This window comes from Streptomyces zhihengii, assembly GCF_016919245.1.
GTDB classification, from domain to species: Bacteria; Actinomycetota; Actinomycetes; order Streptomycetales; family Streptomycetaceae; genus Streptomyces; species Streptomyces zhihengii.
The window spans coordinates 301,053-323,692 of record NZ_JAFEJA010000001.1 but is presented as its reverse complement, the minus strand read 5'-3'; the positions used below and the strand labels follow the sequence as shown (position 1 = coordinate 323,692).

Sequence of the window (22,640 nt, the reverse complement as noted above, 5' to 3'; positions counted from 1 at the left end):
TCCGTGACGGCCCCGAGCACCGCCAGCGTACGGCCGTCCCCGCCCGCGCACAGCCCGGCGCCGTCATCGGGGCGGGCGGGATCGTGCCGTCCGGGGGCCCGGCCGGTCAGCCGGCGGGCCGTCCGGGGACGCGCACCGGGGCGGCGGTCGCCCGGAGCACGGCGCCGGTGTCCACACCGGGGGCCGTCTCCACCAGCGTCAGCCCGTCCGGGCCCACGTCCAGCACGGCCAGATCGGTGACGATCCGCTCGACGCAGCCGCGGCCCGTCAGCGGCAGGGTGCACTCGTCGACGATCTTGGGGCTGCCGTCCCGGGCCGTGTGGGTCATCAGGGCGAGGACCCTGCGGGCCCCGTGCACCAGGTCCATCGCGCCGCCGATACCGGTCACCAGCGCGCCGGGGACGGCCCAGTTCGCCAGGTCGCCGCGGGCCGACACCTGCATCGCCCCCAGTACGGCGGTGTCGATGTGACCGCCCCGGATCATCGCGAAGGACAGCGCGGAGTCGAAGAACGAGGCCCCCGGCAGGACGGTGACCGTCTCCTTGCCCGCGTTGATCAGATCGGGATCCACCTCGTCGGCGAGCGGATACGGGCCGGTGCCCAGGATCCCGTTCTCGGAGTGCAGCACCACCTCGACGCCGGGCGGCAGATGGGCGGGGATCAGCGTCGGCAGCCCGATCCCGAGGTTCACGTACTCGCCGTCGCGCAGCTCGCGCGCCGCCCGGGCGGCCATCTGCTCACGTGTCCAGGGCACCGGCGGCCTTCTCCCGGACGGTACGCCGCTCGATCCGCTTGTCGGCCGCCTCGGCGGGGGAGAGGGCGACCACCCGCTGCACGAACACACCGGGCACGTGCACCGCGTCCGGGTCGATGGCGCCCGGCTCGACCAGCTCCTCCACCTCGGCGACGGTGATCCGCCCGGCCATCGCGGCGAGCGGGTTGAAGTTGCGCGCCGACCGGGCGAACAGCAGATTGCCGTGACGGTCCCCCTTCGCCGCCCTGACGAGGGCGAAGTCCGTCCGGATCGCGGTCTCCAGCACATGGTCGACACCGTCGAAGGCGCGTACCTCCTTCGGCGGCGAGGCGACCGCGACGCCGCCCCGCGCGTCGTACCGCCACGGCAGCCCGCCGTCGGCGACCGCCGTCCCCACCCCGGCGGGCGTGTAGAAGGCCGGGATGCCCGCGCCGCCCGCGCGCAGCCGCTCGGCGAGGGTGCCCTGCGGGATGAGCTCCAGTTCGAGGTCGCCCTCCAGGTACCGGCGGGCGAACTCCTTGTTGGAGCCGATGTAGGAGCCGGTCACCCGGGCGATCCGGCCCGCCGACAGCAGCACCGTCAAGCCCGTGTCCAGCGCTCCGCAGTTGTTCGACACGATGTGCAGACCGCCGGAGCCCCGCGCGTGCAGCGCCCGGATCAGGGCCGTCGGCACACCGCTGAGGCCGAAACCGCCCACGGCGACCGAGGCGCCGTCCCCGATGTCCGCCACCGCGCCGGCGGCCGTGGCCACCACCTTGTCCATGGCAGCAACCCCTCCAGGTCTCCGCACTGTGTTCGTACAATGAACTATGGTTCACTCGGTCGGGCCGGAAGAGTCTGACCAGCCGGGTGCCGTCTGTCAACGAGGCGGCCCCGCGCCGTCCGCTTCCACGGCGCCCCGCGCCGCCGCACGAGGAGCCCCCATGGCGCCGAGCCCCACGCCGGCCTCCCCCGACGCCGCGGGCGAGGCCGTGGCCACCGTCGAGCGCGGCCTGTCCGTCCTGCGGCTGCTCGCCGCCGCCCGGACCGGACGGACGAGCCGCGCCGACCTCGTGCGGGCCACCGGCCTCGCACGGTCCACGCTCGACCGCGTCGCCGCCACCCTGTGCCGCCTCGGACATCTGCGCGCCGAGGGCCAGGACCTGCTGCTCGCCCCGCGGGTGATGGAGTTCGGCAACGCCTACCTCGCGGCCGGACGCGTCCCGGAACTCGCCGGACCGGCCCGGCGCCTGGCCGAGGAACTCGACGAGACCGTCTCCGTCTCCGTCCCGGACGGCGACGGGACCCGGTTCGTGGTGCGGTGCCCCCGCAGCCGTGCCATGGCCGTCGCCTTCCGGGTCGGCGACCTGCTGCCCGCCGAACGCTCCGCATCCGGCCCGCTGTTCGCCGCCGCCTGGGACGCCGCCGCCTGGGAGCGCTGGCGCCACCGCCTCGCCGCCGGTCCGGCCGAGGGCGCGTTCCCGGCCCTGCCGCCCTCACCCGGCGCGGGCGCGCCGGCGCCCGGTCTCGCCGCCCGCGCGGACGAGGCGCGCCGCACGGGGACCGCCCTCGACGACCAGACGGTGGAGCCCGGCGTCATCGCCGTCTCGCTGCCCGTCCACGGCCCCGGCGGCGAGGTGGTCTGCGCCGTCGGCGTGGTCAGCCACACCAGCCGCCACACCGTGGACAGCCTGGCCCGCCACGCCCTGCCACGGCTGCGCGCCTGCGCCCGCGAGATGACCGGCGCCCTCGCCCGCCCTCCCGAGGACGCCCCCGGGCCCGCGGCCGGGACCGGCGACGCCACCGCCCGGCGGCTGCGCGCGGCCAAGGAGGAACTCGGGCCCGCCTTCCTCCAGTCGCTCGCCCGCGGTCTCGCCGTGCTGAGCGTCCTGCGGGCGCCGGGCGGCCTGTCGCTGAGCAGGGTCGCCGAGGCCACCGGCCTGCCCCGCGCCACCGCCCGCCGCGCCCTGCTCTCGCTGACCCGCCTCGGCTACGCCGCCACCGACGCGACGGGCCGGTCCTTCGTGCCGCTGCCCCGGGTGCTCGAACTCGGCTACGCGGCCCAGTCCGCCGTCGGCTTCGAACGCCTGGCCACCCCGCACCTCGCCGATCTGGTGCGCCGGATCCACGACTCCTCGTCGATCGCCGTGCTCGACGGCGACGACATCCGCTACGTCGCCCGGGTCGCCACCACCCGCATCATGGGCGTCGACCTGGCCGTGGGCACCCGGCTGCCGGCCCCCGTCACCGCCATGGGCCGGGTGCTGCTCGCCGGCCTGCCGCCCGACGGCGCGGAGCGGCGGCTCGCCCGGTTCGCCGGGGCGGGGCCCGGCGCGCCGGGGCAGCCGGACGAGCTGCGGCGGACGCTCGACGCCGCCCGCCGCGACGGATACGCGGTGTCCGACGAGGAGCTGGAGCCCGGCCTGCGGTCCATCGCCGTCCCGCTGCACGACCGCGACGGGCGGGTCGTGGCGGCGATGAACGTCGCCGTGCACGCGGCCCACCGCAGCGTGCGCGACCTCCGGGAGAACGTCCTGCCCCATCTGTCCGGCACGGCCCGGCGCATCGAGACGGACCTCGCGGCCGCGACCGAGTGCGCGGACGCGGCGACACCCCGCTGACCCCCGCGGCCCCCGGGCCCGCCGCGCGACGCCGCGGCCCCGCCCCCGCTCTTCCGCGGTCGCCGGACCGTCTCAGACCAGCAGTACCGGGCAGGTCGCGTGGTCGACCACGAAGCGGGTGGCCGGGCCGAGCGTGTGCGGGCCCGGGACCGCGAGGTCGCCGCCGCGCGACGCCGCGGCCCCGCCCCCGCTCTTCCGCGGTCGCCGGACCGTCTCAGACCAGCAGTACCGGGCAGGTCGCGTGGTCGACCACGAAGCGGGTGGCCGGGCCGAGCGTGTGCGGGCCCGGGACCGCGAGGTCGCCGTCGCGCGCGCAGACCAGCAGCCCCGCCCCGGCCGACGCCGCCACCACCTCCTGGCCCGTCCGCCCGTGCAGCAGCATCCGCTCCGCGGGACGGCCCAGGCGGGCCGCGGCACGGTCCGCCAGCTCCTCGGCCGCGGCGCGCGCCAGCTCCTCGACCCGCGTACCGGGATCGCGCGGCCCGTGCCCGCGCCCCAGCAGCCCCGCGAACGCGCCGTGCGCGGCGTCCGCGACGTCGTCGTCGGTGACGTGCAGCAGCACCAGCCGCTCCCCGGCAGGGGTGCGGCGCAGCGCGGCGTCCACGCACGCGGCCCAGGTGCCCTCGGTGATCCAGACGACGACGCTCATGATCCGTCTCAGCCTCCGATCGTGTGGAGCGCCGCCCACAGGGCGGCGGTGGATGCCACCAGTGTGGCGGGCACGGTCACCAGACCGAGCAGGGTGAAGTCCCGCAGCAGCGGAGGGTGCTCGTGCTCATGGAGGACCCGGCGCCACAGCAGCGTGGCCAGCGAGCCGACGTACGTCAGATTCGGCCCGATGTTCACCCCGATCAGGGCCGCCAGCACCGGACCGGGCCCCGCCGGGGCGAGGATCGGCACCAGCGCGAGGACCGCGGGCAGATTGTTGATCAGATTGGCCAGCACGGCGGCCACGGCGGCGACGGCCAGCAGCGCCGCGAGCGAATGGCCGTCCGGCAGCACCCGCCCGAGGGCGTCGCCCAGCCCGTTGTCGACCACCGCGCCCACGACCACCCCGAGGGCCAGCACGAACAGGCAGAACAGCGGCGCCGCCGAACCGGCGAGACGCCGCACGGACGTCCGCCGCCGCGCCAGCGCCCGCACCGCCAGCACCAGCGTCCCCGCGAGGGCCGCCCACACCGGGCTCGCCCCGGCGAACGACGTGACCACGAACCCGACGAGCGTCAGCGCCAGGACGACCGGCGCGAAGACGGGCATCGGGGACCGCTCCGCCGGGGCCGCCGGCGCCGCCCCGGCCGCCAGGTCGGCCCGGAAGAACCGCCGGAAGACGGCGTACTCGACCGCGATCGCCGCCAGCCACGGCAGCGCCATCAGCGCCGTGAAGCGGGTGAACGACAGGCCGCTCGCCGTGAAGGCGAGCAGATTGGTGAGGTTGGAGACCGGCAGCAGCAGCGAGGCCGAGTTCGCCAGATGCGCCGTCGCGTAGACGTGCGGCCGGGGCCGCGCCCCGAGGCGTGCGGCCGTAGCGAACACCACCGGCGTGAGCAGCACCACCGTCGCGTCCAGGCTGAGCGCCGCGGTGACGACGGACGCCAGCGCGAACACACCGCCCAGCAGCGGCACAGGTCCGCCCGAGCACATCCGCGCCACCAGGTCGCCCGCGGCGGTGAACAGGCCCTCGTCCGCGCAGAGCTGCGCCAGGACCAGCACCACCGCGAGGAACCCGACCACCGGCAGCAGCTCACGCACCTGGTCCCAGGCACCGGCGGGGGAGACGGCGCCGACGGCCACCAGCAGGACGGCGGCGGGCACGGCCGCGACCGCCTCCGGCAGCCCCCGGGGACGGCCGACACCGAAGGCCAGCACCCCCAGCAGCAGGACGACCGACAGGATCTCGGCTACGACGGTGCTCAGCGTGCTCTCCCGGATCAGGACCTCTCGCGGGGGCAGGGCACCCGGGCCGGCCCCGGTGCGGAGCGGGGGCCCGGGGCGCACGGACCGCCCCGGTCCACAACCCGGGTCCGGGGCCGCCACCTGCCACGACGGCGCCCAGCATCCCATGCCGGACCCCGTCGGACGCGTCCGGGCGCGGCGGTCCCCGGTGGGGCCCGCCCGGCGGAGCGCCCCGGGTCAGACGGCCGGACCGGGCGGCGTGTCCGCGGCCAGCCGGTCGAGACGGGCGCGCTGCCCGGCGTCGAGCACGAGATCCGCGGCGGCGAGGTTCTCCTCCAGATGCGCGAGGCTCGCGGTGCCGGGGATCGGCAGCACCACCGGGGACCTGCCGAGCAGCCAGGCGAGCGCGACCTGGGTGGCCGTCGCCCCGGTCTCGGCGGCCACGGCCGCGACCTCGTCCCGTTCCCCCGACGTCCCGGCCACGACGGGCCGCCACGGCAGGAAGGCGATACCGGCCTCCTCACAGGCCGTCAGCACGTCCTCGTAGGCGCGGTCGAGCAGGTTGTAGCGGTTCTGCACGCTCGCGATCTCCACGGTCCGCCGGGCGCGGGCCAGCTCCTCGACCGACACCTCGGACAGACCGACGCGGCCGATCAGGCCCTCGTCCCGCAACTCCCGCAGGGTGCCGATCTGGTCGTCGAACGGGGTGTCGGGGTCGATCCGGTGGAGCTGGAGCAGTTCGATCCGCTCCACCCGCAGCCGGCGCAGCGCCGCACCCACCTGTTCCCTCAGCAGCTCCGGGCGTCCGTCGAGCTTCCACTCTCCGCCGGGACCGGTCCGCGCCACGCCGACCTTGGTGGTGATCAGCAGGTCCTTCGGATAGGGGTGCAGCGCCTCGGCGAGCAGTTCCTCGTTGGCGCCCCCGCCGTAGAGATGGGCCGTGTCGATCAGCGTGACGCCCAGGTCGACCGCGCGCCGCGCGACCTCCACCGCGGCCGCCCGCGCGTCCCGGGGCTCGGTCGGCAGCCGCATCGCGCCGAACCCGAGCCGCCGTACCTCCAGTTCCCCGCCGATCCTGAACGTTCGCTCCGCCATCCTCCGCGCCCCCTTGCGTCGGCCGCACACGCTAACAGGCGCCCGCACCGGCCCGGACCACCGGTGGAGATCGGCCATTCGGCCGCCTCTCCACCGGCGATGACCGGCCGTTGTCCGGGAACCGGGCGTCGCCGGGGCGGGGGTGGGGTATGCGCGCAGACGAGTCTCCCCGAGGAGGTCGTGACATGACGTGCCAGCGGTGCGGGGCGGGTGCCCTGCAGCAGAATGGCCGTTGGGTGTGCAGCCGCCAGTGCGGATGGTCGTCGAACACCCCCGGAGCGGAGGCGGGCGGTGGCGGTGACGGATGAGGGGGCGCCGCCGGTGACCCGGGCCGCCCCGGAGGTCACCCGCACCGAGTGCAAGCGCTGCGGCACGCAGATCCGCGGGGTCAACGGGCGGTACGCCTGCTCCCTGTGCGGGTGGGTGAACCACTGGAGCGAGGGCCACAGCCGCCTGCCGCCCGGCACCGAGGACGCGGACTACCGCCCGGGCCGCTCCTCCTGACCCCGGGTCGGCATCGCCCGCATCGCCTCGGGGCCGCGCCGCCCTTCCGCGTGTCGCCACCCGAACGCCACATGCGCGCCGCGTTCCACCGTCGGGCCCTACGACACCCGCGCCACCTGCGGCGACGCGGCGGCCGCCGGGTGCGGCGCGCACCGGCGAGCGTTGCGCAGCCGCTGCCGGGCGCCCGGAACTGCTTGGCTTGGCGCCGGAGCGCGGCTCGTCCGCGGGACGTTCCGTCCTGCCCCGCGCCGTTGGAGAGGTGGCGCGATGCGCAGCGTACGGATGCTCGTCTGTGGCACGGCCGTTCTGGCGGCCGTCGGTCTGCCGGCCGTTTCGGCGACGGCGGCGGTCCCCGGTGAGTCCGACGTCAGTGTGAGCCCCCAGCGGGCGTACCCCGGATCGACCGTCTCCGTCAGCACCGAGGTCTGCGGGCCGGACGCCACCTACGCCAAGGGCCAGGCCGAGGCGGGCGGCCAGATCAACCTGACCGACGACGGGGCCGAGGGCGAACTGGCCGGCGACTTCACCGTCCCGGAGGGCGCGGAAGCGGGCGTCTACACCATCACCGTCAAGTGCCCGCCGCGTACGAAGGTCGAGGCGAGCTTCGAGGTCGTCGGCCGGCCGGCGGGCGCCGTGAGCGGCGGATTCGGCGGCGCCGGCGGGCTGGGCGGCACCCAGGTCGCGGTCGGCGGCCTGCTGATCGTGGGCGCCGCCGCGGGCGGCATGGCGACCAAGCGCCGCCGCGCCGCGTCCGCCGCCTGACGGCCCATCCGGAAGCCCCTCCCATGACGGCCGGCGCGCCCGGCGCCCCCCTCATGCGGCCGCGCACCCGACTCGCGGTGCTCGTCGTCGGCATCGTGCTGCTGGTCAACGGTGTGCGCGGCGGGGCTCCCCAGCCCACCGCCGCGCAGGCCACCGCCGCCCCCGGCGCCGCCGGGGTGCGGACCGGCGTCCCGGAGAGCCTCCGCCCGCCGCCCACCGCGCCGGCGGAGCCCCGCTCCCGGACGGTCCCCGTCCGGCTGCGCATCCCGGCCATCGCCGTGGACGCCCCGATGACCGGGCTCGGGCTCGACGCCGACGGCGCCCTGGAGGTGCCCCCGGCGGAACGGGCCGACACGGCCGGCTGGTACGCCGACGGGCCGGCGCCGGGGGAGCCCGGCACCGCCGTCGTCGCCGGGCACGTGGACAGCCCCGCCGGGCGGGCCGTGTTCTACCTGCTGGGCGGTCTCGCCCGGGGCAGCGCGATCACCGTCACCCGCCGCGACGGCCGCACCGTGCGGTTCTCCGTGTACGCGGTCGAGGCGTACGACAAGGACGCCTTCCCCAGCCGCAAGGTCTACCGCAGCACCGCGGCCCCCGAGTTGCGGGTCATCACCTGCGGCGGCGGCTACCGCGAGGGCACCGGCTACCTCGGCAACGTGGTCGTCTACGCGAGCCTGGCCGAGCCGCCCCGCTGAACCGGGCGCCGCGCTGAACCGGGTGCCGCCCTCCCCGCTGAACCTGACGCCGCCCTCCCGGCTGACCGCCGGCCCCCTCCCCGGCGGACCGCGGGCCGCCCTCCCAGGCGGCCCGCCGCGGCCGCGGGAACGTGCCGTGCGCGACCCGTTGACACCCCCTGTGCGGACTGCATACTTTGCACGCCACAATCTCGAACGAGTGACGAAATATCGAACGTGACGTGGTGTCAGCGCCCGGGCCCGGCCCGGCGGCCCCTGCCGGTGGCGCCCCTTCCCGTTCGACTCGCACCCGGGGGCGCGACGCCGGGCCCCCGCTCCGGAAGGAGAACGACATGCGTACCCCCACGCGCCGCGTCCCGGTCCCGGTCGCGGCGACAGTGGCCGGACTGCTCGTCCTGTCGCTGACCGCCTGCGGACAGGAGGCCCTCGGCGGCAGCCGCTACAAACCCGAGAAGAGCGACGGCGTCACCGTCGGACTGGCGATGCCCACCAAGTCGTCCGAACGCTGGATAGCCGACGGCGAGAACATGGCCGAGCAGTTCCGCAAGGCCGGCTACGCCACGGATCTCCAGTACGGGGACGACAAGGTGGAGAACCAGGTCGCCCAGATCGAGAGCATGATCACCAAGGGGGTCGGGCTGCTCGTGGTCGCGGCCATCGACGGCTCGGCCCTCTCCGACGTCCTGGAGCAGGCCGACGACGCGGGCATCCCCGTGATCGCCTACGACCGCCTCATCATGGGCACCGGCAGCGTGGACTACTACGCGTCGTTCGACAACGAGCGCGTCGGCCGGCTCCAGGCCCAGTACATCGTGGACGCCCTGGAGCTGGGCGATGCGGCGCCGGGCGGCAGGACCCGCAACATCGAGCTGTTCGCGGGCTCACCGGACGACAACAACACCAAGTACTTCTGGAACGGCGCCATGCAGGTGCTCCAGCCGTACTTCGACAGCCGGCAGCTCACGGTGCGCAGCGGGCAGACCACCCTCGCCAAGGCGGCCACCCTGCGCTGGAGCGGCGAGACCGCGCAGAAGCGCATGGACGACGTGGTCACCCGCAGCTACGGCCAGGAGCGGATAGACGCCGTGCTCTCGCCGTACGACGGCATCTCCATCGGCATCATCTCCGCGCTCCAGAGCGCCGGTTACGGCACCGCGGCCCAGCCGCTGCCGGTGGTCACCGGGCAGGACGCGGAGCTCGCCTCCGTCAAGTCCATCATCCGCGGCGAGCAGACGCAGACCGTGTTCAAGGACACCCGCGAACTCGCCAAGCAGGCCGTCCAGATGGGCGACGCCGCCCTCACCGGCAAGAAGGTGCGCGTCAACAACACCACGGACTACGACAACGGTGTCAAGACCGTGCCCTCGTACCTCCTGGAGCCGGTCAGCATCGACCGGAAGAACACGAGTCTCCTCGTCGACCAGGGGTACTTCACCCAGGGCCAGCTCTCATGAGCGCCCCGCCGCCCGCCGCCGGCCCGGACACGACCGCCGCGCCCGTCCTGCGCATGAACGGCATCACCAAGCGCTTCCCGGGCGTCACCGCGCTCAGCGAGGTGGACCTCACCGTGCTCCCGGGCGAGATCCACGCCGTCTGCGGGGAGAACGGCGCGGGCAAGTCCACCCTGATGAAGGTGCTCAGCGGTGTCCACGCGCACGGCACCTACGAGGGCGAGATCTCCTTCGAGGGCCGGCCGGTCGCCTTCAAGGACATCAGGGCGAGCGAACGCCGCGGCATCGTGATCATCCACCAGGAACTGGCGCTCGTCCCGCACCTGTCGATCGCCGAGAACATGTTCCTCGGCAACGAGCGGACCACCCGCGGCTTCATCGACTGGAACGACACCAACCGCCGGGCCGCCCGGCTGCTCGCCCGGGTCGGGCTGCGGGAGAAGCCCCAGACACCGATCAGCGAACTCGGCGTCGGCAAACAGCAGCTCGTCGAGATCGCCAAGGCGCTCGCCAAGGAGGTGCGGCTGCTGATCCTCGACGAACCGACCGCCGCGCTCAACGACGACGACAGCGCCAAACTCCTCGCCCTCATCGGCGAACTGCGCGACCAGGGCATCGCCTGCATCGTCATCTCGCACAAGCTCGGCGAGATCCGCGCGGTCGCCGACTCGGTGACCGTCCTGCGCGACGGGCGGACCATCGAGACCCTCGCCGTGCGCACCGCGCCCGGCGCCCGCCCGGAGCTCTCCGAGGACCGCATCATCCGGGCCATGGTCGGCCGCGACCTCGACCACCGCTACCCCGAACGCACCCGCTACGAGGGCCCGGACGCCGGACGCACCGCGCTGCGCGTCAGCGGCTGGACCGTACGCCACCCGGTGGACCAGCAGCGCACCGTCGTCGACGACGTGTCGCTGACCGTCGGGCGGGGCGAGATCGTCGGCATGGCCGGCCTGATGGGCGCGGGCCGCACCGAACTCGCCATGTCCGTCTTCGGCCGCTCCTACGGCCGCTACGTCGCCGGCACCGTGCAGGTGCACGAACGCGAGGTCAGCACCCGTACGGTGCCGGACGCCGTGGACGCCGGCATCGCCTACGTCACCGAGGACCGCAAGCACTACGGGCTCAACCTCATCGACACCATCAGCCGCAACGTCTCCCTCGCCTCCCTGCCGGGCATGGTGCGCCGCGGCGCCGTCGACGCCCACCACGAGCGGTCGGTGGCCGAGCGCTACCGCCGCTCCATGAACATCAAGGCGCCCACCGTCTTCGAGCAGACCGGCCGCCTCTCCGGCGGCAACCAGCAGAAGGTCGTGCTCAGCAAGTGGATCCACGCCGACCCCGAGGTGCTCATCCTCGACGAGCCCACCCGGGGCATCGACGTCGGCGCCAAGTACGAGATCTACACCGTGATCGACCGGCTCGCCGCCCAGGGCAAGGCGGTGCTGGTCATCTCGTCCGAACTGCCGGAACTGCTCGGGATGTGCGACCGGATCTACACCATGGCCGAGGGCCGGCTGACCGGTGAGGTCGCCCGCGCCGACGCCACCCAGGAAGTCCTGATGCGCCAGATGACCACCCACGGAGGCTGAGCCGGCATGACCACCACGACCACACCGACCGAGTCGCCGGCGGCACCGCCGGCCGAGCCCGGCGCCGGCGCGGTGCTGCTGCACGGACTGCGCACCAACGTGCGCCAGTACGGCATGCTCTTCGCGCTGGCGCTCATCGTGCTGCTCTTCGGCTTCTGGACCGACGGCGCGCTGCTGCGGCCCGGCAACATCTCCAACCTGCTCCAGCAGAACGGCTACATCCTCATCCTGGCCATGGGCATGATGATCGTCATCATCGCCGGTCACATCGACCTCTCGGTCGGCTCGGTCGCCGCCTTCGTCGGCGCGATATCGGCCGTGATGATGATCGAACACGATCTGCCCTGGGGTGTCGCGCTCGCCATCTCGCTCGTCATCGGGGCCCTCGCGGGCGCCTGGCAGGGCTTCTTCATCGCCTATCTGGGCATCCCGTCCTTCATCGTGACCCTCGCCGGGATGCTGCTCTTCCGCGGCCTCACGCAGATCACCCTCGAAGGGCAGTCGCTCTCCCCGTTCCCCGGCGGCTTCCAGAACCTCGCCAAGGGCGTCGTGCCCGAGGCGGGACCGGCGTGGAGCATCCCGCTGCCGTTCACCCTCCACCTCGACCTGGGCTTCATCGAGCTGCGCACGGACGCCATCGGCCCGTACCACAACCCGACGCTGCTCATCGGGATCGCGGTCGTTGCCCTGCTCGTCGTGCGCGAGGTCCGGGACCGCCGCAGGCAGCGGGCCTACGAGCTGGAGGTGCTGCCCCGCAACATCTGGCTGCTCAAGTGCGTGGCGATGGTCGCGGCCGTCGCCGCCTTCACCCTCACCCTGGCGAGCTGGCACGGCATGCCCGTCATCATGCTCATCGTCTGCGGACTGCTCCTGGTGCTCGGCCATGTGATGCGCAACGCGGTGGTGGGGCGTCATGTCTACGCCCTGGGCGGCAACAAGGCGGCGGCCAAGCTGTCCGGCGTCAAGGACAAGCGGGTCACCTTCCTGGTCTTCGTCAACATGGGCGTGCTCGCGGCGCTCGCCGGATGCGTGTTCGCGGCCCGGCTCAACTCGGGGACGCCGCAGGCAGGGCTCAACTTCGAACTGGAGGCCATCGCCGCGGCGTTCATCGGCGGCGCCTCCATGAGCGGCGGGGTCGGCACGGTGCTGGGCGCCATCATCGGCGGCCTCGTCCTCGGCGTGCTCAACAACGGTATGAACCTGGTCGGCATCGGCACCGACTGGCAGCAGGTCATCAAGGGCCTGGTGCTGCTGGCGGCGGTCGGGGTCGACGTGTGGAACAAGCGCAGGGCCGGCTCGTAGGGCCGGTGCGGCGCGGGTGGGCGGGGCGGGCGCACGCGGGCGCCCGCCCGGCCCGCCGCACACCCGAACCGCGCGCCACCCGGGCCGCCTTGGCCCCCGGCGGCGCCGCGCCGGGGCCCGCGCTTGCCCCCGGGTGGTGCACCATGGCTGTACGACCGATGTGACCCACCGCACAGCCTCCCTGGGGGATCGATGCGCACCTGGCTCCCGCCCCGGCTCCTCGGCCTGACCGCCGCGACGCTTCTCGTGCTCACCGCGGCATGCTCCGGATCCGACGCCGCCGGCGACACGGCCGGCTCCCCGACCGGCCCGGCACCCGCCTCGCCGACCGGGACCGGCTCGCCCTCGCCGCCTCCCACGGCGGACGACGCTCCCGCCACCCCGTCGCCCTCCACGGCGCCCACCGGCCGGGGCGAGGCGCTGCCCGGCTTCCCCGGTCTCCAGCCGCTGTGGCCGTTCGCCACCCTCGCCGAGGCCGGGAGCTGGGAGCGCGCGTTCCGTTCCGACGGCAGCCAGCCCTGGCACCGCGACCCGGAGCAGACCGCGCTCTCCTTCACCCAGGGCTACCTCGGCTTCTCCGGGATCGACCGGGTCACCTCGCGGGACGTCACCGGCCGGGAGGCGCGCGTCGGCGTCGGGCCGAGCGGCACCGAGGGCTCGGGCACGGCGGCCGTCATCCATCTGGTGCGCTACGGCGCCGGTCCCGACGCGCCCTGGGAGGTGGTCGGCACCGACGAGGCGGACTTCTCGCTGACCTCCCCGGCCTACGGCGCGACCGTCGGCACGCCGCTGCGCGCGGGCGGGCGGATCACCGGCGTCGACGAGTCCGTCCGGGTGGACGTGCGCCAGCCGTCCACCGAGAAGGTCCTCGGCACCACCTGCTGCCTCTCGGCGGGCGGCCGGAACCAGCCGTGGACGTCCACGGTCACCTTCTCCGGCGCCCGTGACCCGGTCCTGACCGTCGTCGCCTCGACGGGCGGCCACGTCGCGGAGGTCGAACGCTTCACGGTCACCGCCGTCCGCACCCGCTGACCCCCGGCCTGTGCCGGGGCCCGGCCCCCGGCCCCCGGACCCGGCATCGGCTCCGGCCCGTGCCGGGGCCTGCGGCGCCCACGTGTCCCGTGCGGGCCGCGGTGGCTGCTGTGCGGCCCCGTTGCGTTCCGGGCCGCGGCGCGCGACTCGTCGCGTGCGGGCCGCGCGTGTGGCGGCTCCGGCTCCCGCCCGGCCCGTGCCGGGGCCTGCGGCGCCCACGTGTCCCGTGCGGGCCGCGGTGGCTGCTGTGCGGTCCCGTTGCGTTCCGGGCCGCGGCGCGCGACTCGTCGCGTGCGGGCCGCGCGTGTGGCGGCTCCGGCTCCCGCCCGGCCCGTGCCGGGGTGGCGCCGGCGCAGCCTGGCGATGTCCCGCGTGCCGCCCGCTCGCGGCGGCCGGCCCGGCCGGGGCATGGAGCCGGGGCCGTCCGGCAGACCCCCCGGTGAGCTGCGTCTCCGGTTCCGGGTCCGGCCCGTGCCGGGCTTGTCGGCTGAGGGGCAGTGCCCCTCGGACCGGGCGGGCCGGGCCCCTTCGCGGGCCCGCGGCGGGCCGGGGGCGCCCCGCCGTCCGCCCACCCGGCCCCCCCGCCGGGAGGCCCCCGGCCGCGCCCGCGCGGCGGGTGCCGGGAGCGGGGGCGGGGCGTGCCTAGGGTGAGCCGCATGAGCCGAAGCGCCCCGCGTGCCAGCAGCACCCGCACCTCCCGCCGACGCCCCGGGTACCTCGCGGCGGCCGCGGTCTTCGCGGCGGGGATGGCCGGCACGACGCTCCCCACCCCGCTCTACGGCCTCTACCGGGAGGAGCTCGGCTTCTCCGAGCTGACGGTGACCCTGGTCTTCGCCACCTACGCGGCCGGCGTCATCCTCACCCTCCTCCTGGCCGGCAACCACTCCGACCGGGCGGGGCGGCGCCCCGTGCTGTTCTGCGCGCTGGCGTTCGCGGCGGCCAGTGCCGTCTGCTTCCTCCTGGAGGAGGGGCTGACGCTCCTCTACGCGGGCCGGCTGCTGTCCGGCTTCTCGGCGGGGCTGCTCAGCGGGGCGGGCACCGTCACCGTGATGGAGCTCGCGCCCCCCGGCCGGCGCTCGCGGGCGGGCTTCGCGGCGACGGCGGCGAACATGGGAGGCCTCGGCTGCGGCCCGCTGCTCGCCGGTTTCCTGGCCGAGTACGCGCCGTGGCCGCTGACCCTGCCCTTCCTGGCGCATCTGGCCCTGCTGGCCGTCGCGGCCGTCGTCGTGCTGGCGCTGCCGGAGACGGTCGCGGACGCGCGTCCCGGCGCCCGGCCCGAGCCGCAGGGCCTGTACGTGCCGCCCCAGGTGCGGGGCGTCTTCGCGCCCGCCGCCATGGCGGCCTTCGCCGGCTTCAGCCTGCTCGGGCTGTTCACCGCCGTGGCGCCGAGCTTCCTCGCCGAGACCCTCGGCGAGAAGAACCTCGCGGTCTGCGGCGTCGTCGTCTTCAGCGTCTTCCTCGCCTCGACCGCCGGACAGGCGCTGACCGGGCGCTTCCGGGCCCGGGCCGCCCTCCCGCTGGGCTGTCTGGTGCTGGTCGCCGGGCTGCTGCTGGTCGGCTCCTCGCTGTGGGCGAAGTCCCTGCCGCTGCTGGTGCTCGGGGGTGTGTGCGGCGGCATCGGCCAGGGCCTCGCCTTCCGCGCGGGACTGACGGCGGTCGGCGACGCCGCCCCCGCGGCACACCGAGCCGCGACGGTCTCCTCCTTCTTCGTGGTCGCCTACGCGGGCATCTCGCTGCCCGTCATCGGGGTGGGGGCGCTGACCGTGTGGCTCGGCCTGCGGGACGCCGGCCTGACCTTCACGGCCTGTGTCACGGTGCTGGCCGCCTTCACCGGGGCCTGGCTCGCGCGGACCGCGCCCCGCGGCGCCGGCTGACCGCCCGCCCGGCGGGGCCCCGGGGCACCGGACGGCGTCCGGCATCGCTCACGGTCCGTTCCGGTGGTCTCGGATAGGGTGATTTCGTACGAGAAGTTCCCTTCTGTGAGGTCGACCTTGGACGCGGACTCCCGGACGGGCCGGACACCGGACGTGCCCCTGGACGCTGTCGGGTACGCCGGTGTGCTCCGCGAACTGCTCCCCATCGCCCTGTGGCGCGAGGACGCGGAGGGCCGCATCGTCGAGTGGTCGCTGGCCGCCCAGGACCTGCTCGGACACCGGTCCGCGGACGTGCTCGGCAGGCCCGCGTCGGAGCTGCTCGTGCCCGAGGGCAACCGGGAGCTCGCCGACCAGCTCACCCGCCGCGTCCACGCGGGGGAGACGGTGGTGGGCACCCTCTCGGTGCGCCACAGCGGCGGGCACCCGGTCACGATGGAGATGTGGATCGTCCCGGCCGCCGACGCGCAGGGACGCGCCGGAGCGCTGCTGATCGCCGTCGAGACCTCGCAGGTCCTGCGGATGCGCGACTCCCTGGCCGCCCTGGAGAGCCTCTTCACCCAGTCGCCCATCGGCCTGGCCACCCTCGGCACCGATCTGCGCTTCCTGCGCGTCAACGAGGCGCTGGCCCGGATGAACGGGGTCTCCGCCCGGGAGCACCTGGGGCGCAGGCTCACCGACGTGGTGCCGGGGGTGAACGCCGTCGCGCTGGAGGCCATGATGCGCGAGGTCATGGAGAGCGGCCGGGCCGTCGTCGACGTCCGCCGCACCGGCCGGACCCCCGCCGACCCGGACCGCGACCGCACCTGGTCCTGCTCGTACGCGCCGCTGGTGGACGGCAGCGGGCGCACGCTCGGGGTCATCGCCTCGCTGATCGACGTCACCCACGCGCAGCGCGCGGCGGCCGCCGCCGAACGCGCGCGGCGCCGGTTCGCCCTGCTCGCCGAGGCCGGCACCCGCATCGGCACCACCCTCGACCTGACGCGGACGGCCGAGGAGGTCGTGGAGCTCCTGGTGCCCCGGCTCGCCGACTCGGCCGACGTCCATCTCCTCGAGGAGCTGATCGCCCCCGACGAGTCGGCGGCGTCCACCCGCGGGGTGGTGCGCCGTATGGCCGCGCGCTTCCCCGACCCGTCCGCGCCCACGGCCCGGCTGGTGGCGGGCATGACCTCCCGCATCCCCGGCGGGTCCTTCTACGAGCGAGTCATCGCCGACGGGCGCCCCATGGACCTCGGCCGCGCCGACGTGCCGGCGCTCGTCACCGATCCGCGCGCCGACCGGCTGCGCGAGTACCTGATGACCCTGGGATCGGCGCGGCTGATCCCGCTGGTGGCGCGCGGCAAGGTGCTCGGCGCCGTCGTCGTGACGCGGCTCGCCGGCCGGGAACCGTTCGGAGGCCAGGACGCGGTGCTGATCGACGAGGTGGTGGCGCGGGCGGCCCTCAACATCGACAACGCGCTGATGTACACCCGCCAGCGCGCGGCGGCCCGCACCCTCCAGCGCAGCCTGACCAACAGCGCGCTGCCCGCCGTCGTCGGACTCGAACTCACCGGACGCTATCTCCCGGCCGGCCAGCACGACGTCGGCGGCGACTGGTTCGACGCCATCACCCTCCCGGGCGGCCGGACCGGCCTCGTCATCGGGGACGTCGTCGGCCACGGGGTGCGCGCGGCGGCCGTGATGGGGCAGCTCCGCACGGCGGTGCGCACCCTCGCCCGGCACGACGTGGACCCCGCCCGGATGCTCCGCTCGCTGGACGCGGTGGTGGCCGACATGGGCGAGGACGAGATGGCGACCTGCGTCTACGCGGTGCACGACCCGGCTGCCGGCGGCTGCCTGGTGGCCCGGGCGGGGCATCCGCCGCCCGTCGTCGCGGCCGGCGGGTCCGTCGCCTTCCTCGACGGCTCGTCCGGCACGCCGCTCGGCACCGGCGGGCAGGACTTCCGGGCCGAACACGTCGAACTGCCCCCGGGCAGCGTGCTGGCCCTCTACACGGACGGCCTCATCGAGACCCGCGGCCAGGACCTCGACCACGGCATGGCCAAGCTCGCCGCCGCCCTGCGCGACCACGACCGGCCGCTGGACGCGCTGTGCGACGGCGTGCTCGGCGAACTCCTGCCGGGCCCGGCGCAGGACGACGTGGCGGTGCTGATGGTCCGTCCGCAGACGGGTGCCTGATCCCCGGCGTCCGCCCCACGGCACCAACGTCCGCGCGGGCTCAGCCCAGGCCGCCGTCGAGGAACGCCTCGCCCAGCCGGGTCCTGCGGTGGAGCACCCGCAGGCCCTGACGGTGCGACAGCAGCAGGCCCGCGTCGCGGAGCACCGAGGCGTGCCGGCTCGCCGTGGAGGGGGCGAGCCGCAGCGCGGCGGCGAGGTCGGTGGTGGTCATGGGGTGGTTCAGCATCCGCAGCAGCTCGGCGCGCGAGGAGCCGATGAGCTGCGCCGCCGGCCCGGCCGGGGCGCCGCGCCGCCGCTCCAGCCAGCCGGGGGCGGGCGCGAGCGGATGGACGAGGACGGGCGGCAGCGACTCGTTCACCAGGACCAGCGGCGCGCGCACGCAGAAGAAGGCCGGCACCAGGGTCAGCGCCCTGCCGCGCAGCAGCAGGGCGCGGTCCACGGGATACGGGGCGCTCAGGCGCCCCTGCCGGTACTCCCACCCGGGCAGGTCGTCGTAGCCCGTGAGCATGCCCTCGGCGCCGTGGGCGAGTGCCGCATCGGCCCGCTGCGCCCGGTCGGTCGCGGCCTCGGCCCGCATCGCGGGGAGGTAGGGCTCGACGGCGACGCGGTAGTAGGCGCGCAGTGAGGTGCCGAGCCGGCGCAGCGCCTTCGGACAGCCGTCGGCGAGCAGCCGGACGCCCGGCGGGACCGGGCCCCGGGTGTGGGCGTGGAGCCGGGTCAGTTCGGCGAGCAGCCGCTGCCGGGGCGTGGCGAGCAGCAGGTCGAGCGCGGTGTCGATGTCGGCGTCCCCGCGTCCGGGCGTCAGGAAGTCGGGGAAGTACGCGCCGTCGGGGCAGAGCCGCATCAGGTCGTGGGCGGCCGGCAGCAGTCCGGACCGCCGCAGGGCCGCGCCCACTTCGCGGCGCCAGGGCCCGAAGGTGAGCGGGGCGGCCCGGTTCTGGAGCAGATGGAGGCTGAGCGCGGTCTCCCAGAGCGGGTCCACGCCGGCGGCGACGCGCAGCCGGACCAGCTCCTGGCTGGTGAAGTCCACCCGCAGCACTGCGCACCCCCGGTGGTCAGGGGCGCCTGACGGCGCCGGTCGAGCGGCAGTCTATGCGCGTCGCGCGCTTGGCGCAGCCATGTCATTCGGCCGTCGCCGGTGCGCGTGCCGGCGGGACCGGCCGGGCTCCCGCCCGGACGGTCCCGCCCCCGTGCACCGCCGCCGGCCGGCGGCCCGGCGCCGCGTCAGCAGAGCGGCACGCCGGGGAGCTGGGCGCTGGGATGGTCGATGTAGATGTTGCTGATGAAACCGTTCTGGTCGCGGAGCTTGCTCCACCAGTTGTTGGTGTAGCCCTCCGCGTTGACGGTGTCGCCCTGCTTCTGGCAGAGCACCCGCACGGCCGTCGGGCCGCCCAGCGTGGTCACGACCGCCGCGGACAGCCGCGCGTCGGCACGGACGTTGACACCGCTGCCCCAGGTGGAGAACGGGGTGCCGCTCCCGCCGCAGCCGTTGTCGCTCGTCAGGTACGCCTGGTGGTAGCTGCCCGGGTAGGACAGCCCGGCGCCGTTGATCACGATGTTCTGGCCCACACCGTTGTAGAGCTGCTCGTAGTGGATGTGCGCGCCCGAGGAGTTGCCGGTGCTGCCGGTGGTGCCGATCTGCTGGCCCTGGCCCACCCAGGCGCCGTTCGCCACCGAGTACGCGGCGAGGTGGAAGTAGTACGTCTTCCAGCCGCCGCCGTGGTCCACCACGATGTAGTTTCCGGCGCCGCTGGGCTGGGAGTGCCGGGTGGCCGTGCCCGCCGCCGAGGCGAGCACCGGCGTGCCCGCCGTCGCGCCGCCGTCGGCGCGCACGAAGTCGAGGGCGCGGCGGACCTCCGCCGAGTGGTGGCTGTAGGTCCACCGCTGCCCGCAGGGGTACGGCGCCTTGAAGGCGGGCGCGGCCGTCACCGCGGCCTCCCCGGCGTGCGCCGGTGATGCCGAGAGACCGGCCAGCGCCAGCAGCGCGGCGGCGGCCAGGGCCGGAAGTCGTCTGAGGAACCTCACGATTGCTCCTAGGTGGGGGAGGAGGCCGGGCGGCGACGCGCCGGACGGGGGCGCTGTGAGACGTCGGGAACGTAACGGGAGGACGATGCCCTGACAAGCGCGCGACGGGCTTCTTCGACCAGGAACGAAATCCTTGCGCCGGACGCCGGTCCTCCTCACGCTGGCGTCCGCGCACCGCACGTCCGACGGCCCATCAGCCCCCCCACGCCCCCGAGGAGCCTCCGACCCATGCCCCAGCATCACCGGCCCGGCGCACCCCGGCGGCGCGGCACGGTGCCTGCCGCCGCCGCGCTGCTCGTCCTGTTCGGCGCCCTGCTCACCGGACCGGCCGCCGCCTCCCCGGCACCCCACCGGGCGCCCGGCCCCGCCGAGCGGGCGACCGCCGCCGAAGCGGGCGCCGAGAGAACGGCCGCCGAGAGAACGGACGCCCGCACCATGCCCGAGATCCCCGCCGGCACCACGGCGGGCGTCGCCGTGTACGACCGGCAGACCGGCAGGTTCACCGAACTCCACGAGGCCGACCGGCAGTTCCGGTCCGCCTCGCTGGTGAAGCTGCTGCTCGCCCTCGACGTCCTCGGCGACGGCGGCCCCGCCGCCCTGCCCGAGGCCGACCGGGTGCGCCTCACCGCCATGCTGCGCAGCAGCGACGACGCCGCGGCGAGCCACTACTGGGCCACCCGCGGCGGCAGTGCCGTCGTCACCCGCACGGCCTCCCGCCTCGGCCTCACCGGCACGGTCCCGCCGCCCGCCACCCACCCCGGCTACTGGGGCTACACGGCGACCACGGCGGCCGACACCGTCCGCGTCTACCGCCACATCCTGGACGCCGCGCCGGCCCCCGTGCGCACGTTCGTGATGGACGCGCTGCACGCCGCCACCCGCTGCGGGAACGACGGCTTCGACCAGTACTTCGGCATCCCCTCCGCCTTCGACGGACCGCACGCCGTCAAGCAGGGCTGGTCCGGCTTCACCTCCGGCGGCTGCACCGCAACCCCCGCGTCCCGCGCCGCCCGGACGCCCGCCCCGGTGTCCGCCCCCGGCACCCGCGCCGCCGCCCTGGACCTGGTGTCCGAGGCGCTCCACACCACCGGCACCGTCGGCCCCGGCGACCGCACCGTCGTCGCCGTCCTCACCCTCCACCCCGACGGCACGCCCTACGGCACCGCGTACGGCAAGGTCACCCGCCTCACCGACTCCCTCGACGTGCCGGGCGCCGTCCGCCCCACGGGCACCCGGTTCGGCACCTGGGGGAGCGGCGTACGCGTCCGGGCCGCGGCCGACACCGGCTCCGCCCACCTGACCACCCTGCCGGCCGGTGTCGAGGTCCTGGTGGGCTGCCAGGGCCGGGGCGGGCGCGTCACCGTCCCCCCGTACGACAACGACTGGTGGGCGTATCTGCCGCAGTACGGCGGCTGGATCACCCAGATCTACATCAGCTCGCCCGGCAACACCCTGCCCGGCGTCCCCGACTGCCCCTGAACCGCCCCGCCGCGCAGCTCCCCGCACCCCCCACGACCCGAAGGAGGCGCACCATGCGCCGCACCGACAGACCCCGCTCCGCGCGCCGCCGCCTGCCCGTGTACGCCGTGTCGCTGGCAGCCCTCTCCGCCTTCGCCCTCGGCTCCGGCCCCGCCGCCGCCGAGGGCCCGGGGGCGAACCGCGCCCCGGGGCCGGTGTCCTGGCGTGCGGACCTCACCGCCGGCACGGGCGACGAGGCCAACATCAGCCGCGCCGACGGCTCCCTGCGGCTGCGGGACGGCCGCCTGCGCCCCGCCTCGGTCCGGGCCCAACAGGGCCAGGGCACGGCCGTGCTGCCCGCCCGGGTGCTCGACCGCGCCGTGAACCGGATCGCCGTGGACCTCGACGCCACCGCACCCGCCGGCACCAGGACTGCGGTCGACGTCCGCGGCCGCGACGGCCTCGGCCGCTGGACCGAGTGGCGCGAGGCGCGCGCCGGCCGGCCCGCCGTCCTGCCCCGGGCCGTCACCGAGGTCCAGGCCCGCCTCACGCTCGTCGGCGCACCGGCGGGCACCACCCCGGAGATCCACGGCCTCGGCCTGAGCGCCGAACTCGCCGCCCCCGCCGCCGGGGCCGAGACGTCCGCCGCGGCCGCCGCGCCGTTCTCGGCCCGGGTGTTCGCCACCCGCGAGGGCCTGGTCGGCGGCACCACCGCCAACGGTCATGTGATCGTGCCCAACGACCACTTCGTCGCCCTCCCGTCGCGGCGCGGGCTGTCCCCGAAGGGCAGCGCCGAGTACTCCGTGCGCGTCTGCGGCCCGGCCCGGTGCGAGACCGCGCCGGTCTGGGACGTCGGCCCCTGGAACACCCACGACGACCACTGGAACCCCTCCTCCGTCCGCGAGACCTTCAAGGACCTGCCGCAGGGCAAGCCGGAGGCGCAGGCGGCCTACGAGAACGGGTACAACGGCGGTCGCGACGAATTCGGCCGCCGGGTGCTCAACCCGGCGGGCATCGACCTCGCCGACGGCACCTTCTACAACGTCGGCCTGGGCGACAACGGCTGGGTCACCGTCACCTACCTGTGGACCGGCGACGGCGCGGCCACCCGCTCCTTCCCGACCTGGGGCACCGGCGTCAACATCCGCAAGCAGGCCACCACCGCCTCCACCCGGGTCGCCCAGCTCGCCGGCCCCACCACCGTCCGCGTCCAGTGCCAGGTCCGCGGCCAGCTCGTGCAGATCGACGGCTACAGCAACGATGCCTGGTCCTACCTGCCGGACTACGGCGGCTACGTCTCCAACATCTACATCGACGTCCCCGAGGGCTGGCTCCCCGGCGTCCCGACCTGCTGAACCGCACCCCCCCCGCGGCCGTGCGGACGGCGGCGGCACCCGGGCCCCCGCGGCCCGCGGTGCCGCCGCCCGT

19 protein-coding genes are annotated in these 22,640 nt (G+C 75.5%); 12 read left to right on the top strand and 7 right to left on the bottom strand.

Annotated features, from left to right (window positions below; genetic code table 11):
- Positions 1 to 106: 106 nt before the first annotated feature.
- Entirely contained in the window at positions 107 to 754 is a 648-nt protein-coding gene (locus JE024_RS01390; protein WP_205371795.1) for a 3-oxoacid CoA-transferase subunit B, read from the bottom strand.
- On the bottom strand, positions 738 to 1,517 hold the full coding sequence (locus JE024_RS01385) for a CoA transferase subunit A (protein WP_205371794.1): 780 nt from the start codon (positions 1,515 to 1,517) through the stop codon (positions 738 to 740). Before JE024_RS01385 ends, JE024_RS01390 begins: the two co-directional genes overlap by 17 nt.
- A 160-nt stretch (positions 1,518 to 1,677) precedes the next feature.
- Between JE024_RS01385 and JE024_RS01380 the strand changes: the two genes are divergently transcribed.
- A complete protein-coding gene (locus JE024_RS01380; RefSeq protein WP_205371793.1) occupies positions 1,678 to 3,354 on the top strand; it encodes an IclR family transcriptional regulator domain-containing protein in 1,677 nt (558 codons plus the stop codon).
- Between the two features lie 214 nt (positions 3,355 to 3,568).
- On the opposite strand, the gene JE024_RS01375 is transcribed toward JE024_RS01380, so the two are convergent.
- The 3 genes from JE024_RS01375 to JE024_RS01365 all read right to left on the bottom strand — a co-directional run bounded on the left by JE024_RS01375 (position 3,569) and on the right by JE024_RS01365 (position 6,342).
- Positions 3,569 to 4,003 carry a universal stress protein gene (locus tag JE024_RS01375; protein WP_205371792.1) on the bottom strand — a complete coding sequence of 145 codons (435 nt, stop codon included), beginning with the start codon at positions 4,001 to 4,003 and terminating at the stop codon, positions 3,569 to 3,571.
- 8 nt (positions 4,004 to 4,011) lie between these two features.
- Positions 4,012 to 5,268 (bottom strand): SLC13 family permease, encoded by a 1,257-nt coding sequence (locus JE024_RS01370; RefSeq protein ID WP_244883108.1) that lies wholly within the window; start codon positions 5,266 to 5,268, stop codon positions 4,012 to 4,014.
- Between the two features lie 216 nt (positions 5,269 to 5,484).
- Positions 5,485 to 6,342: an aldo/keto reductase gene (locus JE024_RS01365; RefSeq protein WP_205371790.1), complete on the bottom strand. Its 858-nt coding sequence runs from the start codon at positions 6,340 to 6,342 to the stop codon at positions 5,485 to 5,487.
- 291 nt (positions 6,343 to 6,633) lie between these two features.
- On the opposite strand from JE024_RS01365, the gene JE024_RS01360 reads away from it, so the two are divergent.
- The 9 genes from JE024_RS01360 to JE024_RS01320 all read left to right on the top strand — a co-directional run bounded on the left by JE024_RS01360 (position 6,634) and on the right by JE024_RS01320 (position 17,729).
- Positions 6,634 to 6,846 carry a DUF2089 domain-containing protein gene (locus tag JE024_RS01360; protein ID WP_244882499.1) on the top strand — a complete coding sequence of 71 codons (213 nt, stop codon included), beginning with the start codon at positions 6,634 to 6,636 and terminating at the stop codon, positions 6,844 to 6,846.
- Positions 6,847 to 7,113: 267 nt separating this feature from the next.
- Entirely contained in the window at positions 7,114 to 7,608 is a 495-nt protein-coding gene (locus JE024_RS01355) for a hypothetical protein (protein WP_205371789.1), read from the top strand.
- 23 nt (positions 7,609 to 7,631) lie between these two features.
- Complete coding sequence (locus JE024_RS01350) at positions 7,632 to 8,303, top strand: class F sortase (RefSeq protein WP_244882497.1); 672 nt, start codon at positions 7,632 to 7,634, stop codon at positions 8,301 to 8,303.
- 332 nt (positions 8,304 to 8,635) lie between these two features.
- Positions 8,636 to 9,757 carry a multiple monosaccharide ABC transporter substrate-binding protein gene (gene chvE / locus JE024_RS01345; protein ID WP_205371788.1) on the top strand — a complete coding sequence of 374 codons (1,122 nt, stop codon included), beginning with the start codon at positions 8,636 to 8,638 and terminating at the stop codon, positions 9,755 to 9,757.
- Positions 9,754 to 11,346 (top strand): multiple monosaccharide ABC transporter ATP-binding protein, encoded by a 1,593-nt coding sequence (gene mmsA, locus JE024_RS01340; protein ID WP_205371787.1) that lies wholly within the window; start codon positions 9,754 to 9,756, stop codon positions 11,344 to 11,346. Before chvE ends, mmsA begins: the two co-directional genes overlap by 4 nt.
- A gap of 6 nt (positions 11,347 to 11,352) precedes the next feature.
- Complete coding sequence (mmsB, locus tag JE024_RS01335) at positions 11,353 to 12,648, top strand: multiple monosaccharide ABC transporter permease (RefSeq protein ID WP_205371786.1); 1,296 nt, start codon at positions 11,353 to 11,355, stop codon at positions 12,646 to 12,648.
- Positions 12,649 to 12,840: 192 nt separating this feature from the next.
- A complete protein-coding gene (locus JE024_RS01330) occupies positions 12,841 to 13,680 on the top strand; it encodes a hypothetical protein (RefSeq protein ID WP_205371785.1) in 840 nt (279 codons plus the stop codon).
- Positions 13,681 to 14,336: 656 nt separating this feature from the next.
- Positions 14,337 to 15,554: an MFS transporter gene (locus JE024_RS01325; RefSeq protein ID WP_205371784.1), complete on the top strand. Its 1,218-nt coding sequence runs from the start codon at positions 14,337 to 14,339 to the stop codon at positions 15,552 to 15,554.
- 105 nt (positions 15,555 to 15,659) lie between these two features.
- A complete protein-coding gene (locus JE024_RS01320) occupies positions 15,660 to 17,729 on the top strand; it encodes a SpoIIE family protein phosphatase (protein WP_372449750.1) in 2,070 nt (689 codons plus the stop codon).
- 40 nt (positions 17,730 to 17,769) lie between these two features.
- Here JE024_RS01320 and JE024_RS01315 read toward each other — a convergent pair whose 3' ends face one another.
- Both JE024_RS01315 and JE024_RS01310 read right to left on the bottom strand, forming a co-directional pair.
- Positions 17,770 to 18,759, bottom strand: coding sequence for a helix-turn-helix domain-containing protein (locus JE024_RS01315; RefSeq protein WP_244882495.1), 990 nt, complete (start codon positions 18,757 to 18,759; stop codon positions 17,770 to 17,772).
- 194 nt (positions 18,760 to 18,953) lie between these two features.
- Entirely contained in the window at positions 18,954 to 19,754 is an 801-nt protein-coding gene (locus JE024_RS01310) for a peptidoglycan DD-metalloendopeptidase family protein (protein WP_205371782.1), read from the bottom strand.
- Between the two features lie 435 nt (positions 19,755 to 20,189).
- Here JE024_RS01310 and JE024_RS01305 point away from each other — a divergent pair, with 435 nt between their 5' ends.
- Together JE024_RS01305 and JE024_RS01300 are read left to right on the top strand one after the other, a co-directional pair.
- Complete coding sequence (locus tag JE024_RS01305; protein WP_205376301.1) at positions 20,190 to 21,233, top strand: serine hydrolase; 1,044 nt, start codon at positions 20,190 to 20,192, stop codon at positions 21,231 to 21,233.
- Positions 21,234 to 21,286: 53 nt separating this feature from the next.
- Positions 21,287 to 22,567 carry a DUF8814 domain-containing protein gene (locus JE024_RS01300; RefSeq protein WP_205371781.1) on the top strand — a complete coding sequence of 427 codons (1,281 nt, stop codon included), beginning with the start codon at positions 21,287 to 21,289 and terminating at the stop codon, positions 22,565 to 22,567.
- Positions 22,568 to 22,640: the final 73 nt, after the last annotated feature.

Bases quoted from the DNA above. Each gene is read 5' to 3' on its own strand.
- JE024_RS01385 (WP_205371794.1), bottom strand. From the start codon at position 1,517: ATGGACAAGGTGGTGGCCACGGCCGCCGGCGCGGTGGCGGACATCGGG.
- JE024_RS01380 (WP_205371793.1), top strand. From the start codon at position 1,678: ATGGCGCCGAGCCCCACGCCGGCCTCCCCCGACGCCGCGGGCGAGGCC.
- JE024_RS01375 (WP_205371792.1), bottom strand. From the start codon at position 4,003: ATGAGCGTCGTCGTCTGGATCACCGAGGGCACCTGGGCCGCGTGCGTG.
- JE024_RS01365 (WP_205371790.1), bottom strand. From the start codon at position 6,342: ATGGCGGAGCGAACGTTCAGGATCGGCGGGGAACTGGAGGTACGGCGG.
- JE024_RS01355 (WP_205371789.1), top strand. From the start codon at position 7,114: ATGCGCAGCGTACGGATGCTCGTCTGTGGCACGGCCGTTCTGGCGGCC.
- JE024_RS01350 (WP_244882497.1), top strand. From the start codon at position 7,632: ATGACGGCCGGCGCGCCCGGCGCCCCCCTCATGCGGCCGCGCACCCGA.
- chvE (WP_205371788.1), top strand. From the start codon at position 8,636: ATGCGTACCCCCACGCGCCGCGTCCCGGTCCCGGTCGCGGCGACAGTG.
- mmsA (WP_205371787.1), top strand. From the start codon at position 9,754: ATGAGCGCCCCGCCGCCCGCCGCCGGCCCGGACACGACCGCCGCGCCC.
- mmsB (WP_205371786.1), top strand. From the start codon at position 11,353: ATGACCACCACGACCACACCGACCGAGTCGCCGGCGGCACCGCCGGCC.
- JE024_RS01330 (WP_205371785.1), top strand. From the start codon at position 12,841: ATGCGCACCTGGCTCCCGCCCCGGCTCCTCGGCCTGACCGCCGCGACG.
- JE024_RS01325 (WP_205371784.1), top strand. From the start codon at position 14,337: ATGAGCCGAAGCGCCCCGCGTGCCAGCAGCACCCGCACCTCCCGCCGA.
- JE024_RS01305 (WP_205376301.1), top strand. From the start codon at position 20,190: ATGCCCGAGATCCCCGCCGGCACCACGGCGGGCGTCGCCGTGTACGAC.
- JE024_RS01300 (WP_205371781.1), top strand. From the start codon at position 21,287: ATGCGCCGCACCGACAGACCCCGCTCCGCGCGCCGCCGCCTGCCCGTG.